The 14,955-nt window shown below is 70.7% G+C and carries 14 protein-coding genes; all 14 read left to right on the forward strand.

The features are described from left to right. Positions 1-17 precede the first annotated feature (17 nt). The 14 genes from pheT to tyrS all read left to right on the forward strand — a co-directional run bounded on the left by pheT (position 18) and on the right by tyrS (position 14,456). Positions 18-2,537, forward strand: a complete 2,520-nt coding sequence (pheT, locus tag AC3DEV_RS14805; protein ID WP_488372571.1) for a phenylalanine--tRNA ligase subunit beta — start codon at positions 18-20, stop codon at positions 2,535-2,537. Next, complete coding sequence (thiD, locus tag AC3DEV_RS14810) at positions 2,530-3,369, forward strand: bifunctional hydroxymethylpyrimidine kinase/phosphomethylpyrimidine kinase (protein ID WP_067714077.1); 840 nt, start codon at positions 2,530-2,532, stop codon at positions 3,367-3,369. Before pheT ends, thiD begins: the two co-directional genes overlap by 8 nt. A 91-nt stretch (positions 3,370-3,460) precedes the next feature. Beyond that, positions 3,461-4,300, forward strand: coding sequence for a DUF2786 domain-containing protein (locus AC3DEV_RS14815; protein ID WP_488372572.1), 840 nt, complete (start codon positions 3,461-3,463; stop codon positions 4,298-4,300). Between the two features lie 112 nt (positions 4,301-4,412). Beyond that, positions 4,413-5,450 carry an N-acetyl-gamma-glutamyl-phosphate reductase gene (argC, locus tag AC3DEV_RS14820; RefSeq protein WP_488372573.1) on the forward strand — a complete coding sequence of 346 codons (1,038 nt, stop codon included), beginning with the start codon at positions 4,413-4,415 and terminating at the stop codon, positions 5,448-5,450. Then, complete coding sequence (locus AC3DEV_RS14825; RefSeq protein ID WP_488372574.1) at positions 5,447-5,923, forward strand: hypothetical protein; 477 nt, start codon at positions 5,447-5,449, stop codon at positions 5,921-5,923. The genes argC and AC3DEV_RS14825 overlap by 4 nt, the downstream gene beginning before the upstream one ends. Before the next feature lies 1 nt (position 5,924). Further along, complete coding sequence (gene argB, locus AC3DEV_RS14830) at positions 5,925-6,860, forward strand: acetylglutamate kinase (protein WP_488372575.1); 936 nt, start codon at positions 5,925-5,927, stop codon at positions 6,858-6,860. Further along, positions 6,857-8,098, forward strand: a complete 1,242-nt coding sequence (locus AC3DEV_RS14835; RefSeq protein ID WP_488372576.1) for an acetylornithine transaminase — start codon at positions 6,857-6,859, stop codon at positions 8,096-8,098. The genes argB and AC3DEV_RS14835 overlap by 4 nt, the downstream gene beginning before the upstream one ends. Beyond that, positions 8,095-9,081 (forward strand): ornithine carbamoyltransferase, encoded by a 987-nt coding sequence (gene argF / locus AC3DEV_RS14840; protein WP_253003543.1) that lies wholly within the window; start codon positions 8,095-8,097, stop codon positions 9,079-9,081. Before AC3DEV_RS14835 ends, argF begins: the two co-directional genes overlap by 4 nt. Further along, complete coding sequence (locus AC3DEV_RS14845; protein WP_096905560.1) at positions 9,078-9,575, forward strand: arginine repressor; 498 nt, start codon at positions 9,078-9,080, stop codon at positions 9,573-9,575. Before argF ends, AC3DEV_RS14845 begins: the two co-directional genes overlap by 4 nt. A 48-nt stretch (positions 9,576-9,623) precedes the next feature. Further along, positions 9,624-10,823: an argininosuccinate synthase gene (locus AC3DEV_RS14850; RefSeq protein ID WP_067714089.1), complete on the forward strand. Its 1,200-nt coding sequence runs from the start codon at positions 9,624-9,626 to the stop codon at positions 10,821-10,823. Continuing rightward, on the forward strand, positions 10,820-12,259 hold the full coding sequence (gene argH, locus AC3DEV_RS14855) for an argininosuccinate lyase (RefSeq protein ID WP_488372577.1): 1,440 nt from the start codon (positions 10,820-10,822) through the stop codon (positions 12,257-12,259). The genes AC3DEV_RS14850 and argH overlap by 4 nt, the downstream gene beginning before the upstream one ends. A gap of 5 nt (positions 12,260-12,264) precedes the next feature. Beyond that, positions 12,265-12,486, forward strand: a complete 222-nt coding sequence (locus AC3DEV_RS14860) for a Trm112 family protein (protein ID WP_067714095.1) — start codon at positions 12,265-12,267, stop codon at positions 12,484-12,486. A 56-nt stretch (positions 12,487-12,542) separates the two neighbouring features. After that, positions 12,543-13,169, forward strand: a complete 627-nt coding sequence (locus AC3DEV_RS14865; RefSeq protein WP_488372580.1) for a DNA-3-methyladenine glycosylase — start codon at positions 12,543-12,545, stop codon at positions 13,167-13,169. 6 nt (positions 13,170-13,175) lie between these two features. Next, positions 13,176-14,456, forward strand: a complete 1,281-nt coding sequence (gene tyrS, locus AC3DEV_RS14870; protein ID WP_488372578.1) for a tyrosine--tRNA ligase — start codon at positions 13,176-13,178, stop codon at positions 14,454-14,456. Positions 14,457-14,955 lie beyond the last annotated feature (499 nt).

Raw genomic sequence — 14,955 nt, forward strand, 5'->3', positions numbered from 1 at the left:
AGACGAAGGACCCCACAGTGCGAATTGCGCAGTCCTGGCTGACCGAGATCCTGCAGCGGGCCAACGACGGCTGGTCCGTCAGCCCGGCCGAGCTCGACGCCGGTTTCGTGCGCGTCGGCCTCGAGGTGGAGGGCGAGCCGGAGCAGTTGCCCGAGATCGACGGCCCGCTCACCATCGGCCGTGTCAGCACCATCGAGGAGCTGGAGGGCTTCAAGAAGCCCATCCGCTTCTGTCTGGTCGACGTGGGCGGTGACGAGCCGCAGCAGATCGTGTGCGGCGCCCGCAACTTCGCGGAAGGCGACCTGGTCGTCGTCGCCCTACCGGGCACCGTCCTGCCGGGCGGGTTCGAGATCGGCAAGCGCAAGACCTACGGCAAGCCGAGTGAGGGCATGATCTGTTCGGCCTCCGAGCTGGGGATCGGCTCCGACCACAGCGGGATCATCGTCCTCGCCGAGGGCACCGCCGAGCCCGGGGACCCCGCCGGCCCGGTGTTGGCCGCGGGTGCCGGCGAGCGGGACACCGTGATCGAACTCAACGTGACGCCGGATCGGGGCTACTGCCTGTCTGCCCGCGGCCTGGCCCGCGAGCTGGCGTGCGGGTTCGACCTGGACTTCGCCGACCCCGCGGCCGAGCTCGGGCTGCCGTCGGAGAAGGAGACCTGGCCGCTCGAGGTGACCGCCGAGTCCGGTGCCCAGCGGTTCGCCCTGCGCCGGGTCACGGGAGTCGACCCGTCCGCGCGGACCCCGTGGTGGATGGCGCGCCGCCTGCTGCTCTCGGGCGTGCGCCCGATCTCCCCGGCCGTCGACGTCACCAACTACGTCATGCTCGAGCTGGGGCACCCGATGCACGCGTTCGACGCCGCTCGCCTGCAGGGCGGGCTGACCGTCCGCCGGGCACGCGCGGGGGAGACGCTCACCACCCTCGACGACGTGGAGCGCACGCTCGACCCCGAGGACGTCGTCATCTGCGACGACCGCGGCCCGATCTCGTTGGCGGGCGTCATGGGTGGCGCCAGCACCGAGGTCTCCGCCGACACGACCGACGTCCTGCTCGAGGCCGCCGTGTGGGACACCCTCGCGGTGTTCCGGACCATCCGCCGCCACAAGCTCCCCAGCGAGGCGGGCAAGCGTTACGAGCGTGGGGTCGACGCCGCCGCGTCGATCGCGGCGTTGGACCGCGCGGCCACCCTGCTCGCCGAGATCACGGGTGGCTCCGTGGAGGCCTCTCTCACGGACGTCGGCTCGGCGCCCGTGATGCCGACGATCGCGTTCGATCCCGAGCGCCCCTCGCGGGTGGCGGGGGTCGGGTATCCGGCGGGGACCACGCGCCGCCGTCTGGAGCAGATCGGGTGCACCGTCGCCGGCGATGACGCGGTGTTGCTGGAGGTGACCGCCCCGGCATGGCGCCCCGACCTGACCCTGCCCGCGGATCTGGTCGAGGAGGTGCTTCGCCTGGAGGGACTGGAGAACATCCCGTCGGTGCTGCCCACCGCGCCCGCCGGTCGCGGACTCACCGCGTTCCAGCGCGGCCGCCGTGCCGTGGGGCACGCCCTGGCGGCGGCCGGGCACGTCGAGGTGCTCACGTCGCCGTTCTGTGACCCGTCGGTGTTCGACGCCATGGGACTTGACGACGACGACGAGCGCCGCAGCACCATGGCCGTGGTCAATCCCCTCGAGAGCGACAAGGCTCATCTGGCCACCACGCTGCTGCCCTCGCTGGCCGAGATCGCCCGCCGGAACATCACGCGCGGGGCCCGCGACCTCGCGCTCTTCTCGGTCGCGCAGGTGTCCTTCCGAACGCCGACGACGTCCGGGGTCGACATGCTGCCGGTCGATCGGGAGCCGACCCCGCAGGAGCGGGACAGCCTGGCGGCGTCGCTGCCCGACCAGCCGCTCCACGTGGCAGCCCTCTACACCGGTAGGCGCGAGCCGGGCGGGCACTTCGGCCCCGGCAGGGAGGCCGACGCCCTCGACGCGGTGGAGGCGGCGAGGATCGTCGGGCGGGCCCTCGGGGCCGAGGTCGAGGTGCGGGCGGCCGAGCGCGCGCCGTGGCACCCGGGTCGCTGCGTGGAGGTCCTGGTCGATGGTGGCGACCGCGACGCCGGGCCGGGTGAGATCGTGGTGGTCGGTCACGCCGGTGAGCTACACCCCGCGGCGTGCGAGCGGCTCGGGCTCCCGGCGCGCACGTGCGCGGTCGAACTGGACCTCACCGCGATCGGCGCCCGGGAGGTGCTGCCGGCCCCGACCATCTCGTCGTTCCCGTCCGTGAACCAGGATGTGGCGCTCGTCGTGGACGTGGCCGTGCCCGCTGCGCAGGTCGAGGCTGCACTCCGCTCGGGAGGCGGGGAGCTGCTCGAGAGCGCGCGACTGTTCGACGTCTACACCGGCGCCCAGCTCGGGGACGGGCGCAAGTCCCTCGCCTACGCGTTGACGTTCCGTGCCGACGACCGCACCCTCACGGAGGACGAGGCGAGCGCATGGCGCACGGCCGCCGTCGAGGCGGCTGAGAAGGCCGTGGGGGCGAGCCTGCGTGGCTGACGGCCGACGCCCCGCCGGTGCACGGGTGCCGCGGGTCCTGTGCATCGCGGGCACGGACCCGTCCGGCGGCGCCGGGCTGCTCGCCGACACCAAGGCCGTCGCCGCGATGGGCGGGTACGGAATGGGTGCCGTCACCGCGGTCACGATCCAGAACACCGTCGGGGTGACCGGGGTGCACGCCGTGCCCGTCGACGACGTGATCGCCCAGCTCGACGCCGTCGCCAATGACGTGACGATCGACGCCGTCAAGATCGGCATGCTCGGTGAGGCCGCTCTGGTGGAGGCGGTCGGCGACTGGCTTCGTCGTCGTCGTCCACCCCACGTCGTCCTCGACCCGGTGATGGTGGCCACCACCGGAGGCCGGCTGGCCAGTGAGGACGCGGCGCGGATGCTGCGGGACCTCGTCCCGCTGGCGGACCTGGTGACGCCCAATGTCCCCGAACTCGCGGTGCTGTGTGGCGGCGAGCCCGCGGAGCACATCGAGACGATCGTCGGGCAGGCCGAGCTCGTGCACGAGCAGACCGGCTGCGCGGTGCTCGCCACCACGGGCGATCTGGACGACGGCAGTGCGGAGGACGTGCTGGTGGAGTCCGAGGGGGACCGACGCACGACGCTGCGTCTGCCGTTCGTCCGCGTCGACACCCCGCACACGCACGGCACCGGGTGTTCGTTGTCCTCGGCGCTGGCCACCGCGCGGGTGGGGGAGAGGGACTGGGAGGCGGCCTACCGCCGCGTCCGCCCGTGGATCGACGGGGCTCTCCACGGCGGTCTCACCCTGGAGGTCGGCCGCGGTTCCGGCCCGCTCGACCACACTTGGTTCCTGCACCGCTGACCTGGGACGGCGCGGCCGTCCGCACCGACTGTGTCGTACACCTGTGCGAGTATCGGTTTCGCCGAACGGCCGAGACGATCAGGAGCAGACAGTGAACACCTCCCACAACACCTCCCACAACACCTCCCACAACACCTCCCACAACACCTCCCACAACACCTCCCACAACACCTCGCAGGGCACCTCGCAGACCCGATCGCAGGACGGGCACGAGGGCGCCGGGCCCCCCTCGTCAGAGAAGGCGTTGGACAGGGTCCGCAAACTCTTCGCCAAAGCCGAGAGCGTGGCGGGCACGCCCGAGGCCGAGGTCCTGCTCGAGCGTGCCTACGCCCTGCTCGCCAAGTACGGCGTCGACGAGGCGCTCGCGCGGACCGGTCCGGATACCGCCGCCGAGGTGGCGGTCATCGACCACGTGATCTCCGGGAGCTATCAACCCGACCAGGTGGGACTGGTGGCCGCCCTCGCCGCCGCGATGCACTGCCGGGCCGTCACGTCCGCCCGCGGCGACGGCACCCGGGTCGTGCACATCGTGGGGGTTCGCCGCCACGTCGAGCGGGTGGGCATGCTCGCCGGGGCCCTCACCGGGGTCATGCTCGCCGCAGCGGCCAGACAGCGGCCCTCCCCGGGTGTCTCCGCGGTCACCCACCGCAAGTCGCTCATGACCGGTTTCGCCTTCGAGGTGGGGCGGAGACTGGAGGCCGCCGAGCGGGGCGCGGTGGCCGAGAGCCGGGACGCCGCGGGCGCCGGACTCGTCCTGCGGTCCGACTCGCAGCGGGCGGAGACCGAACTCCGTCGGCGCTTCCCGACCGCCGTCCGCGGTGCCCGCAGGCGGGTCGGTACGTCCGGGATCGAGGAGGGGCGTCGGGTCGGTGGCTCGGTGGATCTCGGCCAGCGCCGCTTCACGGGCGGCCGCCGGCAGATCGGGGCCTGACCCCGCACGCGGGGCGCCGGGCGGCGGGGCGTCGGACGGCGGGGGGCGGGGCAAGGGGCGCGGCTCGCCGGGGGAGATGCAAAACATTGCAAAGTGGTGCATACTCGTGCGTATGGCAATCACGGTGGCGGTCGCAGGTGCTTCGGGTTACGCGGGCGGGGAATGCCTCCGACTCCTACTCGGACACCCGTCCTATGCGGCGGGGGAGTTAAAGATCGGCACGCTCGCCGCCGGGTCGAGCGCCGGACAGACGCTCGGGGAGCACCACCCGCACCTGCTGCCCCTCGCCGACCGCGTCCTCGCGGAGACCGAGGCGGAGACGCTCGAAGGCCACGACGTCGTGGTGCTGGGGTTGCCCCACGGGCATTCCGCGGCGATCGCCGAGCAACTGGGGCCGGACGTCCTCGTCGTCGACCTCGGGGCGGACTTCCGACTGGTGGACGCAGAGGACTGGACGGCGTACTACGGCTCCGAGCACTCCGGTACCTGGCCGTACGGTCTCCCGGAGCTCCCCGGGGCGCGTGAGGCGCTGCGGTCCACCCGCCGCGTCGCGGTCCCGGGGTGCTTCCCCACGGGCGCCACGCTCGCGCTGTTCCCGGCCGTCGCGGCCGGCCTCGTCGACGCCTCCGCCATCACGATCGTCTCCGTGACCGGAGCGTCGGGCGCAGGCAAGGCCGCCAAGGTCCCGATGCTCGCCGCGGAGGTCATGGGCTCGGCCAAGGCGTACGGCGTGACCACCCACCGGCACACGCCCGAGATCACCCAGAACCTTCGTGCGGTCACCGACGCGGAGGTGTCGGTGAGCTTCACCCCGGTTCTCGCCCCCATGGCCCGCGGCATCCTCACCACCGCGGTGGCGCCCACGACCGCGACCGCCGGGGAGCTCCGGGCGGTGTACGCCGAGGCGTTCGGAGACGAGCCGTTCGTCCACGTCCTGCCGGCGGGCGTGCAGCCCATGACGGCCTCCGTGCTCGGATCCAATGCGGTGCAGCTCGGCATCGAGGTCGACGAGCGCGCCGGCCGCGCGGTGTTCACCGCGGCGATCGACAACCTCGCCAAGGGCACCGCCGGGGGCGCGATCCAGTCGATGAACCTCGCGCTCGGACTCCCCGAGACCGCCGGACTCAGCACCGTCGGCCTGGCCCCGTGACCGCGGACGCCCTGGCGGGCGCCACCTCCAGAGGCCGGGTCCACGGTCTCGAGATGTGGTGGGCCCCGGAGGGAACCCATGCGATGTTCTGGGTCGCCCCCGCCGGCTCGACCGGCATCCTCCACGTCCACGGAGACGGGGCGGACGCGGTGGAACTGCGGTGGAGCACCCTGAGCGCCGAGATCCCGTCCACCCGCGCGGTCGTCCTGCTCGACGGCCCCGGCGTCGGAGACCCCGGCGCGGACTTCACGGCCGCGCACGAGGTCGCCGAGAACGTCGCCCGGTTCGTCAGCTCGAGATCGGGTGTCGAGGCCGGCCCGATCGAGGTGCTCGTCTTCCGGCCCGACACCGATCACGCGCCGTGGCCGGAACCCGCACCGACGGCGGACGGAGCCGAGTTCCGTTTCCGACACCGCGGTGGCGCGGACGTCCGACTCGCCCTGACCATTCCCGACCAGCCCGGAGAGGCCTGACATGACCACCGAGATGAACGACGGCTCCACCCAGCTGACGCCGTTCGTCCGCGCGCACGTGCTCGCCGAGGCGCTGCCGTGGCTGCAGAAGTTCCACGACAAGATCGTCGTGGTCAAGTACGGCGGCAACGCCATGGTGGACGACGACCTCAAAGCGGCTTTCGCGGCGGACATGGTGTTCCTGCGCACCTGCGGGCTCAAGCCCGTGGTGGTCCACGGGGGCGGGCCGCAGATCACCTCCATGCTCGGTCGTCTGGGCATGGAGGGCGAGTTCCGCGGCGGGTTCCGGGTCACCACCCCCGAGGTCATGGACATCGTCCGCATGGTGCTGTTCGGCCAGGTCGGACGCGAGCTCGTCGGTCTGATCAACGCCCACGGCCCCTACGCGGTCGGGATCTCCGGAGAGGACGCGGGACTGTTCACCGCGGTTCGCCGGACAGCGATGGTCGACGGGGAACCCACCGACATCGGCCTGGTCGGCGATGTGCAGTCCGTCGACCCGCGGGCCGTCCTCGACCTCATCGAGGCGGGCAGGATCCCCGTCGTGTCGACCATCGCGCCCGACTCCGACGGAACCGTGCACAACATCAACGCCGACTCCGCGGCCGGGGCGCTCGCAGCGGCCCTGGGTGCGGAGAAGCTGATCGTCCTGACCGACGTCGAGGGGCTGTACACCGACTGGCCGGACCGCTCGTCCCTCGTGACGCATCTCGGTACCGAACCACTCGAGCGGCTCCTCCCGTCCCTCGAGAGCGGGATGGTTCCCAAGATGGAGGCCTGTCTGCGGGCGGTCCGGGGCGGGGTGCGCGCAGCCCACGTCATCGACGGCCGCGTCGAACACTCGGTGTTGCTCGAGATCCTCACCGAAGGGGGCATCGGGACGATGGTCACCGAGGGCCACCACGAAACCAGGTCGCCGGCAGGAGTCGAGAAATGAACGACACGCACACCGTCACCGACACCCCGACCCTCACCGCGCGGTGGGACGACGCGCTGATGCGCAACTACGGCACCCCGCCGCTCGAGCTGGTCTCGGGCAGTGGCGCGACGCTCACGGGCGCCGACGGTCGTGAGTACGTCGACCTGCTCGGCGGGATCGCCGTGAACTCCCTCGGACACGGCCACCCGGCCGTGGTCGACGCGGTCAGTCGCCAGGTCGCCGAACTCGGGCACATCTCCAATCTGTACGTCCACCCCAGGGTGGTCGAGCTGGCCGAACGCCTCGAGTCCCTCTTGGCGGTGGACCAGCCGGTACGGGCCTTCTTCTGCAACTCGGGAGCCGAGGCCAACGAGGCCGCGTTCAAGATCGCCCGCCGGACGGGCCGGTCCCGCATCCTGGCAGCGGAGAACGGCTTCCACGGACGGACGATGGGGGCGTTGGCGATGACGGGCCAGCCCGCCAAGCGCGCGCCGTTCGAGCCCATGCCACCCGGGGTCGAGTTCTTCCCCTACGGCGACATCGACGCCCTGACCACGCTGGTGGAGCTGGCTCCGGGCGAGACGGCCGCCGTCATCATCGAGCCGCTCCAGGGCGAGGGCGGCGTCGTCGAGCCCCCCGAGGGGTTCCTCGCCGACGTGCGCGCCCTGTGCACCGAGCACGGCGTCCTCATGATCGTGGACGAGGTCCAGACGGGGATCGCCCGTACCGGTGCGATGTTCGCCTGCCGCAAGGCCGGGGTCGTGCCCGACGTGATCACCCTCGCGAAGGGGCTCGGTGGTGGCCTGCCGATCGGCGCGTGCCTCGGCGTCGGCGCCGCGGGCGAACTACTCACCGCCGGGCAGCACGGCACCACCTTCGGCGGTAACCCGATCTCGTGCGCCGCCGCTCTCGCCGTACTCGACACGATCGAGTCCGATGACCTCGTGGCACACGTCGACCGCCTCGGCAAGATCATCGCCGCCGAGATCGAGTGCCTCGACCACCCACTGGTCGACCACGTGCGTGGACGGGGCCTCCTGCTCGGGATCGTGCTCACCGCGCCCGCCGCCAAGGTGGTGGAGGAGGCGGCGCGCGGAGCCGGGTACCTGGTGGGTGCCACCACGGCGGACGTGGTCCGCCTCGCACCACCGCTCATCTTCACCGAACAGCAGGTCGCCGAGTTCGTGTCCGCGCTGCCCGGGATCCTCGACACCGCGTCGTCCACCATCGCAGCCCAGAAGGAGTCCTCGTCATGACCGGCCCGACCGTCAGCTCATCGACCGCCGCGGCCGCGTCGACCGCGACCTCGACCCCTGCGGTCCGTCACTTCCTCCGCGACGACGACCTCAGCCCCGCCGAGCAGGCCGAAGTCCTGGACCTCGGGTTGAAGCTCAAGGCCGAGCCGTTCTCCGCCCGACCCCTGGAGGGCCCGCGGTCTGTCGCGGTCATCTTCGACAAGACATCCACCCGCACCCGGTTCTCGTTCGACGCCGGGATCGCGGAACTGGGCGGGAACGCCATCGTCGTCGAGTCCGGCTCCACCCAGATGGGCAAGGGGGAGACCCTCTCCGACACCGCCCGGGTGATGTCGCGCTACGTCGAGGCGATCGTGTGGCGCACCTACTCCCAGGACGGCCTCGTAGAACTCGCCGCCCACGCGGACGTCCCCGTCGTCAACGCCCTGAGCGACGAGTTCCATCCGTGCCAGATCCTGGCCGACCTCCTCACCATCCGGGAGAACTTCGGCCGCACCGAGGGACTCCGGGCGGTGTACCTGGGGGACGGGGCCAACAATATGGGCCACTCCTATCTGCTCGGGTTCGCGACCGCGGGTATGCACATCACCATCGCGGCCCCCGAGGGGTATCAGCCCACCGGTCAGGTGGTCGCCGACGCCGAGCGGATCGCGGCGGAGACCGGCGGTTCGGTGACCATCACGACGGACGTCGACCGGGCTGTCGACGGCGCCGACGTCCTCATCACCGACACCTGGGTCTCGATGGGCATGGAGGACTCGGCCACGCAGCGACTGCGGGACCTCGCCGACTACCAGCTGGACCGGGCGTCGGTGGCCAGGGCCTCGGACGACGTCATCGTGCTGCACTGCCTGCCCGCCTACCGGGACAAGGAGATCTCCGCCGAGGTGATCGACGGCCCCCGCAGTCGGGTCTTCGACGAGGCCGAGAACCGACTCCACGCCCAGAAGGCGCTGCTGGTCTGGCTACTGGAGCGATCGTGACCGCCGTCGGCACCGTCAGCCGGACGGCCCGGCACGCCCGGATCACGGAGATCCTGCGTCGCCGACCGGTGCGCAGTCAGACCGAGCTCGCCGAGGCGTTGGCGCAGGAGGGTATCGCCGTGGCGGTGGCCACCCTCAGCCGGGACCTGGACGAACTCGGCGCCGTGAAGCTCCGCGCCGCCGACGGAGGCGCCGGGCGCTACGTGATCCCCGAGGACGGCAGCCACGTGCCGGGAATCCCCGGCGGGACGGACCGGCTGGGCAGGCTGATCGCGGACCTGCTCGTGTCCGCCGACCACAGTGCCAACATCGCGGTCCTGCGAACTCCTCCCGGGGCGGCAAACTTCCTCGCCAGCGCCCTCGACCGGGCCAATCTGGACGACGTCGTCGGGACCATCGCGGGGGATGACACCATATTCGTGATGGCCCGTGAACCCGTCACCGGAGCCGAACTCGCCGACCGGCTGGCCGGACTGGCACGACGCCAGATCTGACCGGCCCCGCACACCCCTGAACAGACCCCACACATCAAGGAGAACACCATGTCCGATCGCGTCGTCCTCGCCTACTCCGGCGGACTCGATACCTCCGTCGCCATCAGCTGGATCGGTCAGGAGACCGGTGCCGAGGTCGTCGCCGTCGCCATCGACCTCGGTCAGGGTGGTGAGGACATGGACGTCATCCGGCAGCGCGCACTGGACTGCGGAGCCGTCGAGTCGGTGGTCGTGGACGCCCGCGACGAGTTCGCCGATGACTACTGCGCCCCCACGATCAAGGCCAACGGCCTGTACATGCGCGAGTACCCGCTGGTCTCGGCGATCTCCCGTCCGCTCATCGTCAAGCACCTGGTCACCGCGGCCAAGATGCACGGCGGGACCTCCGTGGCGCACGGTTGCACGGGTAAGGGCAACGACCAGGTCCGCTTCGAGGTCGGTTTCGGTGCGCTCGCGCCGGACCTCGACGTGATCGCGCCGGTCCGTGACTACGCCTGGACCCGTGAGAAGGCCATCGAGTTCGCCGAGCGGAACGAGATCCCGATCAACGTCACCAAGAAGTCGCCGTTCTCCATCGACCAGAACGTCTGGGGCCGTGCGGTGGAAACGGGCTTCCTGGAGGATCTGTGGAACGCCCCGACCAAGGACGTCTACGACTACACCGAGGACCCCACTATCAACTTCGCCGCGCCCGACGAGGTCACGGTGACCTTCTCCGAGGGCGTGCCGGTCGCGATCGACGGCCGCAAGGTGAGCGTGCTCGAGGCGATCGAGGAGCTCAACCGTCGTGGTGGCGCGCAGGGCGTCGGGCGCCTCGACATGGTCGAGGACCGCCTGGTGGGCATCAAGAGCCGCGAGGTCTACGAGGCGCCGGGCGCCATGATCCTCATCACCGCCCACAAGGCGCTCGAGGACGTCACCCTCGAGCGTGAGCTCGCCCGGTACAAGTCCGGCGTGTCCGACACCTGGTCCAACGCGGTCTACGACGGTCTGTGGTTCTCGCCGCTCAAGTACGCCCTGGACGCCTTCATCGACAACACACAGCAGCACGTGTCGGGCGACATCCGGATGGTCCTGCACGGCGGCTCGATCACCGTCAACGGCCGTCGTTCCGACTCCTCGCTCTACGACTTCAACCTCGCCACCTACGACGAGGGCGACTCGTTCGACCAGAGCTACGCGAAGGGCTTCGTCAACCTGCACGGCCTGAGCTCAAAGATCGCCGCCAAGCGGGACCTCGGCCTGTGAGTGCGGAGCAGGGCGACTCCGGGCGCCACGGCACCAACACGGGCTCCCTGTGGGGAGGTCGGTTCTCCGGCGGGCCGTCGGAGGCCATGGCCGCGCTGAGCAAGTCCACCCACTTCGACTGGGAGCTGGCCCCGTACGACATCCGCGCGTCCAAGGCCCACGCCCGGGTTCTGCACCGCGCGGGTCTGCTCACCGGTCCCGACCTGGACGCCATGCTCGACGGGTTGGACCGCCTCGCCGCGGACGTCGATTCGGGGGCGTTCGTCCCGGCGGAGTCCGACGAGGACGTGCACGGTGCCCTCGAGCGCGGCCTGATCGAGCGGGTGGGGCCCGAGGTGGGGGGTCGGCTGCGAGCGGGCCGGTCGCGCAACGACCAGGTGGCCACCCTGTTCCGCATGTGGCTCCGCGACGCCGTGCGGGCGGTCGCGGCGGGGGTCCTCGATGTGGTCGACGCGCTCGTCGGCCAGGCGGACGCCCACCCCGAGACGGTGATGCCGGGCAAGACGCACTTCCAGGCCGCGCAGCCGGTCCTGCTCGCCCACCAGTTGCTCGCGCACGCCCAGCCGTTGCTGCGCGATCTGGACAGGATCCGTGACCTCGACCGCCGTCTGGCGGTGTCGCCGTACGGGTCGGGGGCGCTGGCGGGGTCGTCGCTCGGGCTGGACCCGGACGCGATCGCCGCCGAGCTGGGTTTCGACCGGGCGGCCGACAACTCGATCGACGCCACCAGCTCCCGCGACTTCGCCGCCGAGGCGTCGTACGTGCTGGCGCAGATCGCCGTCGACCTGTCCCGCCTGGCGGAGGAGATCATCGCCTGGTCCACGCCCGAGTTCGGGTACGTGACGCTGGCGGACGAGTGGTCGACGGGCAGCTCGATCATGCCGCAGAAGAAGAACCCGGACGTCGCGGAGTTGATGCGTGGGAAGACCGGTCGACTGATCGGGAACCTGACAGGCCTGCTGGCGACCCTCAAGGCGCAACCGCTCGCCTACAACCGCGACCTGCAGGAGGACAAGGAACCGGTCTTCGACTCGGTGGCGCAGCTGGATCTGTTGCTGCCGGCCATGGCCGGTCTCGTCGCCACCCTGGAGTTCCATCCGCAGCGGCTCGCCGAGCTCGCTCCCGCCGGGTTCACCCTGGCCACCGACATCGCGGAGTGGATGGTCCGGCAGGGCGTCCCGTTCCGGGTCGCCCACGAGGCGGCGGGGGAGTGCGTCCGCGTGGCCGAGAACCGCGGTGTGGGGCTCGACGAGTTGGACGACGACGAGTTGGCGGCCGTGGACGCCGCGCTGACGCCCGAGGTGCGCGGGGTCCTCACCGTCACCGGTTCGATCGCGTCGAGGAACGCCCGGGGCGGCACCGCGGGCGAGGCGGTGGCCGCGCAGCGCAGGCGGCTGGGCGAGATCCGCGACGAGTTCGCGGGCTGGGTAGGGTGAGCGCCATGTCCGTCATCGACGCACGTCTGCTCGAGATCCTCGCCTGCCCCGAGGACAAGGGCCCGCTCCTGCTCGCGGGATCGGAGACGCTGTACAACCCGCGTCTGCGCCGGGCCTACCGGATCGACGACGGCATCCCCGTGCTGCTGGTCGACGAATCCCGGCAGGTGGACGACGCCGAGCACGCGGAGCTGGTCGCCCTGGCAGGTGGAGGCACCGAGGGGTGAGTTCCCCGGACTACCGGACCGGCCCCGCCGTCGGCACCGATGCCGATCGGTTCCGGTTGCTGCTGCGGGAGTCATCGCCTGACACCGCGGCCCGGGCTCTGCTCGGAGGGATCCTGTCCCACGGCGCGGTCTCGGTGAGGATCATGGAGGTCGAGGCCTACGGCGGGCCACCGGAATCCCGCTTTCCCGACGCGGCCGCTCACACCTGGCCGGGCCCCACCCCCCGGAACGAGGTCATGTTCGGGGACGCCGGTCACCTGTACGTCTACCTGAGCCATGGGATCCACCAGTGTGTGAACATCACGTGCCGGCCCGCCGGGGAGGGCGGGGGTGTCCTGCTCCGGGCGGCCCGCATCGCCGGCGGTCACGAGGTCGTGGACTCCCGCCGGCCCGGCATCCCGGCCGAGCGGGCCGCCCGCGGACCCGGCAATCTCGGCAGGACCCTGGGCATCGACCTCACGATGAGGGGTGTCGACGTGCTCGACTCGTCGTCGTCGGTCCACTTCCGCCCGGACCCGCTCCCCGGCCACCACATCAGGTCCGGTCCGAGGGTCGGGGTCTCCCGTGAGGCCGACCGCCCGTGGCGGTTCTGGGTGGCCGGCGCACGGGAGGTCTCCGCGTACCGACGCAGCCCACGGGCCCCGCAGGTGACCCGCCCCGTGGTGGCCGGGCGCGCCGAGTGAGGGACAATGTGGGTCGTGACCAATAACATCCTCGATGAACTGCAGTGGCGCGGGCTGATCGCCCAGTCGACAGACCTCGATGCGCTCCGGGCGCACCTCGACGAGGGCGCCGTGTCGCTCTACTGCGGGTTCGACCCGACCGGGCCGAGCCTGCACGCCGGTCACCTCATCCCGCTACTGACCCTGCGCCGGTTCCAGTTGGCCGGACACCGGCCGATCGTTCTGGCAGGCGGTGCCACCGGCATGATCGGTGACCCCCGCGACGTGGGGGAGCGGGTCATGAACACGTCCGACACCGTGGCGGAGTGGACCGAACGGATCGCCGGTCAGCTCGAGCGGTTCGTCGACCTCACCGAGGGGCCCGCGGGGGCGCGGGTCGTCAACAACATGCAGTGGACCGGCCACATGACGGTGATCGAGTTCCTCCGCGATGTCGGCAAGCACTTCTCGCTGAACACGATGCTGGGTCGGGACACGGTCAAGCGCCGGCTGGAGGGGGAGGGGATCTCCTTCACCGAGTTCTCATACATGCTCCTGCAGGCCAACGACTTCCTGCAGTTGCGCCGCAACATGGGGTGCACGCTGCAGCTCGGGGGGTCCGATCAGTGGGGCAACATCGTCGGCGGTGTCGATCTGAACCGCCGGGTCGACGGGGAGTCCGTGCACGCGATGACCGTTCCCCTGGTGACCTCATCGGACGGGAAGAAGTTCGGGAAGTCGACCGGAGGCGGGAGTCTGTGGATCGATCCCGCGATGACGAGCCCGTACACCTGGTACCAGTACTTCCTCAACACCGCCGATGCCGATGTGGTGCGGTACCTGCGGTGGTTCTCTTTCCTCGGTAGGGAGGAGATCGACGAGCTCGAGGAACTCACCCGGGAGAAGCCGCACATGCGGGCCGCGCAGAAGCGACTCGCCGAGGAGATGACCACCCTGGTGCACGGGGTCGCCGCGACCGAGTCCGTCCAGGCCGCAGCGCAGGCACTCTTCGGCAGGGGAGAGTTGGCCGGCCTCGACGAGGCGACGCTCGCGGCGTCGCTGGAGGATGCCGGCGCTGTCGAGATCGCTCACGGTGAGCCCGCTACGATCGTCGATCTCCTGGTGGCCTCCGGTCTCTGCGACAGCAGGGGGGCGGCGCGGCGTGCGATCGGGGAGGGCGGCGCGTACGTCAACAACGAGCGCGTCTCGGATCCGGAATGGACGCCGACGGCCCCCGATCTCCTCCATGGTTCATGGCTGGTGCTCCGCCGGGGGAAGAAGAACTTCGCCGGGGTCAGGATCGCCTGAGTCCCGAGGATCGTTGACAGCGCCGGTGATCCCGGCGCTGTCGGCATTTTGGCGGGTTCACCTGCGGGTTTGCGTTTCCGTTCACGTCTGCGTAACTTATTGGAAGTCGCCGAGAGCGGCCCGGGCCGAGAGGCCGGGGACGCCGAGGAGACAGGCTCCGAACAGCAGGAAGATCCCGCCGGTTTGACACGGTGAGACCGGATAGCTAGGATGGAGAAGTTGCCCTCGAGCGAGTGGCAGCGGCGCCGCAAGGCGGGAAAGCAGACCGGATTGTGAATCGGAACGCGGACCTGTTACGCTGGTGGAGTTGCCCTCCTCGGGAGGGCAACGAAGATCACCCCGGTTGAGGCGAGGCGTAAGCCCCGCGGAGACGGTGTGTGGGTGTTGTTTGAGAACTCAACAGTGTGTTTTGTTTGTGATAGTGCCAAATTTTTTGTTTGGTTGCGACCCTTTCACATCCCTGTCGTGGGGGTCGCGTTTTTGTTTGAACAGCCAGTTT

Source organism: Dietzia sp. IBK-p2-15D (assembly GCF_057773105.1).

Excerpts from the sequence above, each read along its gene's own strand:
- argC (WP_488372573.1), top strand. The coding sequence starts at position 4,413 with ATGGCAATCACGGTGGCGGTCGCAGGTGCTTCGGGTTACGCGGGCGGG.
- argB (WP_488372575.1), top strand. The coding sequence starts at position 5,925 with ATGACCACCGAGATGAACGACGGCTCCACCCAGCTGACGCCGTTCGTC.
- AC3DEV_RS14835 (WP_488372576.1), top strand. The coding sequence starts at position 6,857 with ATGAACGACACGCACACCGTCACCGACACCCCGACCCTCACCGCGCGG.
- argF (WP_253003543.1), top strand. The coding sequence starts at position 8,095 with ATGACCGGCCCGACCGTCAGCTCATCGACCGCCGCGGCCGCGTCGACC.
- AC3DEV_RS14850 (WP_067714089.1), top strand. The coding sequence starts at position 9,624 with ATGTCCGATCGCGTCGTCCTCGCCTACTCCGGCGGACTCGATACCTCC.
- AC3DEV_RS14860 (WP_067714095.1), top strand. The coding sequence starts at position 12,265 with ATGTCCGTCATCGACGCACGTCTGCTCGAGATCCTCGCCTGCCCCGAG.
- tyrS (WP_488372578.1), top strand. The coding sequence starts at position 13,176 with ATGTGGGTCGTGACCAATAACATCCTCGATGAACTGCAGTGGCGCGGG.